This window comes from Actinospica durhamensis, from assembly GCF_018139695.1.
In the GTDB taxonomy this organism is placed as follows: domain Bacteria; phylum Actinomycetota; class Actinomycetes; order Streptomycetales; family Catenulisporaceae; genus Actinospica; species Actinospica durhamensis.
In genome coordinates this window covers 46,290-52,526 of record NZ_JAGSOG010000027.1, presented here as the reverse complement: position 1 = coordinate 52,526, position 6,237 = coordinate 46,290, and the positions used below count along the sequence as shown (strand labels likewise).

7 protein-coding genes are annotated in these 6,237 nt (G+C 69.5%); 3 read left to right on the top strand and 4 right to left on the bottom strand.

What is annotated here, in order from left to right:
* Positions 1 to 115: 115 nt before the first annotated feature.
* Together KDL01_RS08660 and KDL01_RS08655 are read right to left on the bottom strand one after the other, a co-directional pair.
* A complete protein-coding gene (locus KDL01_RS08660) occupies positions 116 to 523 on the bottom strand; it encodes a hypothetical protein (RefSeq protein ID WP_212527854.1) in 408 nt (135 codons plus the stop codon).
* 125 nt (positions 524 to 648) lie between these two features.
* Entirely contained in the window at positions 649 to 1,677 is a 1,029-nt protein-coding gene (locus KDL01_RS08655; protein WP_212527853.1) for a serine hydrolase domain-containing protein, read from the bottom strand.
* A gap of 45 nt (positions 1,678 to 1,722) precedes the next feature.
* On the opposite strand from KDL01_RS08655, the gene KDL01_RS08650 reads away from it, so the two are divergent.
* Together KDL01_RS08650 and KDL01_RS08645 are read left to right on the top strand one after the other, a co-directional pair.
* Entirely contained in the window at positions 1,723 to 2,082 is a 360-nt protein-coding gene (locus tag KDL01_RS08650; RefSeq protein WP_212527852.1) for a nuclear transport factor 2 family protein, read from the top strand.
* A 115-nt stretch (positions 2,083 to 2,197) separates the two neighbouring features.
* Complete coding sequence (locus tag KDL01_RS08645) at positions 2,198 to 3,202, top strand: hypothetical protein (RefSeq protein ID WP_212527851.1); 1,005 nt, start codon at positions 2,198 to 2,200, stop codon at positions 3,200 to 3,202.
* 19 nt (positions 3,203 to 3,221) lie between these two features.
* Here KDL01_RS08645 and KDL01_RS08640 read toward each other — a convergent pair whose 3' ends face one another.
* Both KDL01_RS08640 and KDL01_RS08635 read right to left on the bottom strand, forming a co-directional pair.
* Positions 3,222 to 4,160, bottom strand: coding sequence for an alpha/beta hydrolase family protein (locus tag KDL01_RS08640; protein ID WP_212527850.1), 939 nt, complete (start codon positions 4,158 to 4,160; stop codon positions 3,222 to 3,224).
* Between the two features lie 111 nt (positions 4,161 to 4,271).
* Complete coding sequence (locus KDL01_RS08635) at positions 4,272 to 5,135, bottom strand: PaaX family transcriptional regulator (protein WP_307846187.1); 864 nt, start codon at positions 5,133 to 5,135, stop codon at positions 4,272 to 4,274.
* Between the two features lie 142 nt (positions 5,136 to 5,277).
* Here KDL01_RS08635 and KDL01_RS08630 point away from each other — a divergent pair, with 142 nt between their 5' ends.
* Positions 5,278 to 6,198, top strand: coding sequence for an SDR family NAD(P)-dependent oxidoreductase (locus KDL01_RS08630; protein WP_212527848.1), 921 nt, complete (start codon positions 5,278 to 5,280; stop codon positions 6,196 to 6,198).
* The last annotated feature ends 39 nt before the right edge of the window (positions 6,199 to 6,237 follow it).

The following is a 6,237-nucleotide window of genomic DNA, read 5'->3' as shown; positions in this document are numbered from 1 at the left end:
GGGGAACAGGGGTGGGTGCATGACGCCTCCTGGATGACAGCGTTGTCATTGCTCCGACGTTGTCTAATGGAGAATCAGGCCCGTGGCAAGATCTGCTCAGTATGCGGGATCGCCGTCAGTCGGCCCCCGGCCCCTCCGGAACCGGCTGGAGCAGTCCGTACTCAAGGCCGCCCGGGGCCCGACTGCGGAATCTCATCGGCAGCGGCACCTCGACCAGGTCTCCGCCGACGAACATCCAGAGGCCGGCGCACGAGTCCTCCTCGTCATGGATCAGGACCTGCACCCCCTGTGGGTCCCACCAGGGCAGCGCCGCCAGATCGGCGAGCAGTGCCGAGCGCTCCAGATGGTTGAACGCTCCGACCCATACCTTGCAGCACGTGGATTTGCCGGAAGTCTCCCAAAGGCGTTCGCCGACGAGGTTGAAATAGCCGTACCAGGCGCGGCTCTCGTCAAGGCGGGTCAGTGGATCCATGGCGTCGCCCTCGGAAGGGGAGACGATGATGACATCGGTGATTCGGCTCATCGGGGCAGTGTGACAGTCGGTGACATGGCAGAGCACGTGGTTTGTTCCGGGCGTTTGTTCCGGGCGCCCGCAACCGCCGCCTGTCGGCCACCGGAGAGGTCGCGGTCGATCGCCGGACTAATAAGTCATCCGCGGAGCGCGGCCTGGATGAATGCGGTGTCCGAGGACAGCGGGTCGTGCAGGTCCAAACCGTTCTGCCACAGCACGATGCATCGTCCTGTCTCGGTTCGAGCCACGAATGTCGTAAACCCGGGTGAGCCGCCGTGATGACCGTAGGCCACGTTCCCGGTCCCGAAGTCGAGACGGACCACCCCGAGACCCCGGCTGCGGTGCCGATCGAGCTGCTCGGTCGGTTCGATCATGCGGGCCAGGTACCGGTCCGGCAGCAGAGCGCCGCCGAAGAGCCCGTCGAGGAACGCGGCGATGTCTGAGGCAGTGGATACGATCGCGCCGGCAGTCCACCCCTCCGACGGGCTCATCGAGGTGATTTCCGTGTAGGGGGCGCTCGGAGAGGTGCGCAGGTAGCCTCTGGCGTGCGGACCGCGCAGGTACGGGTCGACCGTGGGAAGCGTCGTATCCGCCAGGTTCAACGGCTTGAAGATGCGCTGCCACATCTGTGCGTCGATACGCTCGCCGGTGGCCTGCTCGACCATCATCCCGAGCAGGATGTAGTCGGTGTTGGAGTAGCGGTACTGCCGGTTCGGCGGAAGGCGGCCGCTCGACGCCAGCGCCGCGGTCACCAGATGCCGCGGAGACCAGTAGGTCTCCAGCGGGGACAGGTCGGTCAGCGAATCCCCGAACAAGGCGGCCATGTAGTCCGGTAACCCTGATCGCAGTCGCAGCAGCATTTCGACGGTGATGTCGGAGCCTTCGGGCACGAGGCCGGGCAGGAGTTTCTCCACCGTGTCGTCGAACGCCAGCAGCCCGTCGGCCACCACCTGCGACACGAGGGTGGCGGTGTACATCTTGGTCACGCTGCCGATCCTGAAACGGTCGCGGGCCTCGATCGGACGAGGATCATCGAGGTCCGCGGAACCGGCCGAACCGCTGAACACCGGCTGACCGCCCTCGGTCACCAGGCCGAATACGCCAGGTCCATGGTCCGCGGCAGTAGCAGCGAGAGCGATCTCCAGAGCCTCCGCGTCAACCGGCATGCGCCGAGTGTATGCGCGGCAGCCGTGGTCTCCTAGGCTCGAGGAATGACCGACGATCAGACTTCTGCGGCAGTGCGGGAACATGTCGAGGCGTTCAACGACGGCGACCTCGAAAGGCTCATGGCGGGATTCGCTGAGGACGCGCTCTGGATCACCGGCGAAACGGTCGTACGCGGCCTGGGCGAACTGAGGAGTTTCTTCGGAGGGGCGATCGACGGGCTGCGGCCGAACCTGGCCGTCGAGAACCTGGTCGCGCAGGACTGTCGGGCAGCATGTCAGATGACGGAGACGCTGCTGTTCGAACAGGAGCAGCGCTCGTATTCGATCGCGGCGTTCTTCCGGCTCCGCGACGGACTGATCACCTCGGCGAAGGTCTATCGGGAGGGCAGCGCCAAGGTCGCCTGACGTGACCCGAGAGTCAGCCCTCGATGTGTGCGGCATCCTGTTATCGGCTTGCGGAGGGCTCGCCGGTCCGCGATGATCGCGGTATGTATGAAGGAACGGACATCCATCCCGCCCGGTGAACGGGCACGTGGCAGGACTGCGGGTCTGGGGTGCGCTGCCTGAGCGCTATTCCGGCCGGCAGGTCGCGACTTCCACCATCGACGCGCAGGGGCGCATCGTCGCCTTGCTCGTCGATCCCGATGCGACGTGCGCGCAGCGAGTCCCTTTGACAGCGCCTTACGATGCGACTGCCGTCGTGATCGATGGCGGTGATCGGTACGAGGTCGAGATCCACGGGCTCGACCTGCGCTTTCCGAAGATCGACACGCTCGGGGACGGCTTCGTTCTGGCCGCCGCACGCTGCACGATGCCGTCCGGGCCCGCGGCGAGGACGTTCGAGGAGTTGGAGGCCGAGATCCCGCACAATGCGCGGGTGATCGGGGCCGACGGCGGCACCACGTGCACCTTCCACGCCGGCGACGGCATCGAAGACCTGATGACCGACGCCGCGGGCGACATCTGGATCGGGTACTTCGACGAGGCTTCGATCTGCGCGCTTCTGCCGGGCAGGCGCGCCCGTCTCGCCGATGGCTCTCGGCCGCAGCACCGGGCGACGATGTCGACGCCCGGGCTCATCCGGTGGACCTCGGCCGGGGAACCGGCCTGGTATGCCCTGTCCGACCGGTCGGGGCCGCGCAGTTGGGTGGACTGCTACGTGCTGAACGTCGGACGCGAGTACACGTGGGCGTACCCCTACACCGGGTTCCCTCTTGTGGAGATCGACAAGAAGGGTGTGCGTTGCGTACGCCGCACGCCCGTCGACTTCGCCACCGGCATCATGGTCGACGGCGGCACGCTCGCCTTCGTCGCCAGCGCGGGCGGCCGGACCAAGACGCCCGGCCACTACACGGTCACGCTGGCGCACACCGACGGCGGCCCCATCGAGGCGACCGGCGAGTCGCCGTTGCTGCTGCCGGACGGAAGCCGACCGCGGGTTTGGGCGAAGCGCACGGTGTGCCGCGACGGCCGGATGTGGATGCAGTTCGAAGACCCGAGCACCTGGTACGTCATCGAGGTCTGATCGAGCTCCGCCGGCGTCGTCAGATGGCGGTGGCCAGCCAGTCGGCGAGCATCGGGAAGAATCCCGGGGCGAGTTGCCCGGCCAGCGGGACGTGCTCGTCGCGTGCTTCGACGAAGAGGTTGTGATCCGCGCGGGAATAGACGACGAGGGCGTGGCGCGGGTCCTGCGGCAGCCGCTGGGCGTAGACGGCGACGCTGCTGTGGACCGGCACCATGTCGTCCGCGCCGCCGAACGCGGCGAAGACCGGGCAGTGGACGCGGGGAAGCACCTCGGCCGGATCGAAGCGCGCGATCCGGCCGGCGAACGCGAGCAGGTCCGCCGTCTCGTAGGCGTATTCGGTCGCGGTGGTGAACCACGGCCGGTCGGCATACAGGAGCTGGTCGGCCAGGATGCGCTCCGGGGCTTCGCCGGCCACCAGGCGCCTGGCCCGCTCGTCGACCCAGGCCATGGCCTCGGCGTCGTGCTCGAGCGCCTCGCCGATGCGGTGGCGCTCCTGCTGCAGCGCGGTTTCTCCGGGCCCGGAGATCGTGACGATGAAGGCGACCGCGGCGCCGCCGACCGCCGCCGCCTGCTGGCAGATCCAGCCGCCTTGGCTGATGCCGAGCAGGCCGACCCGCTCCGGATCGACGCCGGGCTGCTTGCGCAGCAGTTCGAGTGCCGCGAGCGACTCGGCGGCGCGATCGTCGAAGTCCTGCGTCCGCCAGTCACCGGGCGAGTCGCCGCAGCCGGGCTTGTCGTGGCTGAGCACCACGGCGCCGCACGCGGCGATCGCATCCGGCCACCGTCCCCAGCCGTCCGCGGTGCCGTCGCCGGAGCCGTCGACGAGCACGATGCCCGGGCGCAGGCCCTCGGCGGAAGCCGTACGAGTGCTTGCGGCGTCCGCGTCGGGGTGGTGGATCAGGGCGTGCAGATCGCCCTGCGCGGTGTGCAGGACGGCAGGTTCGGGCTTTGTGGGCACGGCGAGACTCCTGGCTGTGTCGGCGGTGTCGGTGTTACGACCGCCTTGACTGATCGTCACAGACCGATTGTCACAGGGGCGGAAGTTCTGCGCCGACGGGAGTCGGCGCGGCTAACTCCGCTCGCCCGCCGACGGACGCAGGTCGAGGATCTCTTGCGCGATGGCGTGGGCGGCTTCGTCCACATCCTTGTCCACGCGGACGAACAGGGCCTCGGCCTCGGCCGCGGGCCAGTCGGCGGGCAGGTGGGCCGAGGGCAGGCGCGGGTCGGCGCGGATGACCTGGAGCCAGTCGCAGGCCAGCAGGAGTTTGACGGCGAGCGGGTCGCCATGGCGTGGGGGAGTGTCCGGGTCGTGCCAGCGGGTCAGGAAGCTGCGGTAGCGGGTGGCGACGGCGTCGAGGTCCCAGGTCTCCTGGACCATCTTGGCCGCGTCGGTGCCGGGCACGGACTGCGCGTAGAACGCCTTCACGTGCGATTCGAGGCCGAGGCTGCCGACGAGGTCGGTGACGTCGAGCTTGCCGGGGGCGATCCACAGGCCGTTGAACAGGGGGCCGAAGCCGGCCCAGGTCAGCTGGGAGCGCAGCTCGTGGCGCTGGCGCTGCCAGGACTCGGGCAGGGAGAAGCCGAGCAGGGTCCAGTACCCGTCCCAGTCGCGGTTGACCGCGCCGCGGCGCCAGATCCGGTCCTCGCCGTCGCGCAGGATCCGCTCGGCCTGGGCGGTCAGGCCGAAGTACATGGCGCGGCCGTGGCGCTGGCGGGTGAGCATGCCGCGGTTGACCATGCGGGCCAGGGTGGAGCGCGCGGCGTGCTCGCCCACGTTCACGCGGGCGAAGACCTCGATGACGCTGGCCGCGGACACGGCCACCTGACGGCCCAGCACGTAGCGGCCGAGCATGTTGAGCATGAGCGTCTGGGGGCGGACCGCGCCGTCCTCGGACCCGTGTTCGCCGCCGTCGCTCTCCGGATTCCTCTGCACGGCGGTCACGATACCCGACCTGAGACGTGGGTAGCGCCTCGTCAGCGGCATTATTTGGCCGATCGTTGACGGCAGCAGCGAATCTGCCTAATGTTCTCCGCACCGGGCGGGCCGCCCGGCGCACGAGGGAGGAAGGTGCCTGATGGTGCATGCCGTCGATCTGTCCGGGCGCACGGCCGTGGTCACCGGCGCGGGCCGGGGTCTCGGCCTGGCCTATGCCAGGGCCCTGGCCGCGCACGGAGCCGCCGTGGTCGTCAACGACGTGGACGCCGAGGCGGCCGAGGCCGCGGCCAAGCTGGTGCGCGAGGCCGGCGGCCGGGCGCTGGCGTTGGCCGGCCCGGTCGGGCCGAGCGAGACGGCCGATGCACTGGTGCACGCGGCGGTCGCGGAGTTCGGCGGGATCGACGTGATGGTGACCAACGCGGGCGTGCTGCGCGACACAGTGCTGTGGAAGATGTCCGACGAGGACTTCGACACCGTCGTCAACGTGCACCTGCGCGGCACCTTCACCTGCGTGCGCGCCGCGGCGGTCGCGATGCGGGCCGCGGGCCGGGGCGGGCGGGTCATCGTGGCCGGCTCGCCGACCGGGCAGCGCGGGAACTTCGGGCAGACCAACTACGCCGCGGCGAAGGCGGGCATCGTCGGGATGATGCGCACCTGGGCGATGGAGCTGGCCCGCGCCGAGATCACCGTCAATGCCCTGATCCCAGTGGCGGCGACGGCGATGACCAGGACGATCCCGTTCTTCGCCCCGCACGTCGAGGCGCTCGAGCGCGACGGGGTGGCGCTGCCGGACGAGCTGCGCAAGGGCGAGGGCTTCGGCACCGTCGAGGACGTCGCAGGGCTCGTGGTCTATCTCGCCTCGGCCGAGTCGGCCGGCGTGACCGGCCAGGCGATCGGGATCGGCGGGGACAGGCTGGCGCTGTGGTCGCACCCGCAGGAGGTCGCGGTCGAGTACGCCGACGGTGGTTGGAGCGCGGAGGCGATCGCCGCCGCCTGGCCCGCGACCCTCGGGCGCGCGCCGGAGACGGTCGGGATGCCCGCGCCGGGGGAAGGGCAGTGACAGAAATTACAGAGCTTGATCTCGATAGTCTGGTTGCGA

Coding starts and splice junctions, on each gene's coding strand:
- KDL01_RS08660 (WP_212527854.1), bottom strand. CDS start 523: ATGAGCCGAATCACCGATGTCATCATCGTCTCCCCTTCCGAGGGCGAC.
- KDL01_RS08655 (WP_212527853.1), bottom strand. CDS start 1,677: ATGCCGGTTGACGCGGAGGCTCTGGAGATCGCTCTCGCTGCTACTGCC.
- KDL01_RS08650 (WP_212527852.1), top strand. CDS start 1,723: ATGACCGACGATCAGACTTCTGCGGCAGTGCGGGAACATGTCGAGGCG.
- KDL01_RS08630 (WP_212527848.1), top strand. CDS start 5,278: ATGGTGCATGCCGTCGATCTGTCCGGGCGCACGGCCGTGGTCACCGGC.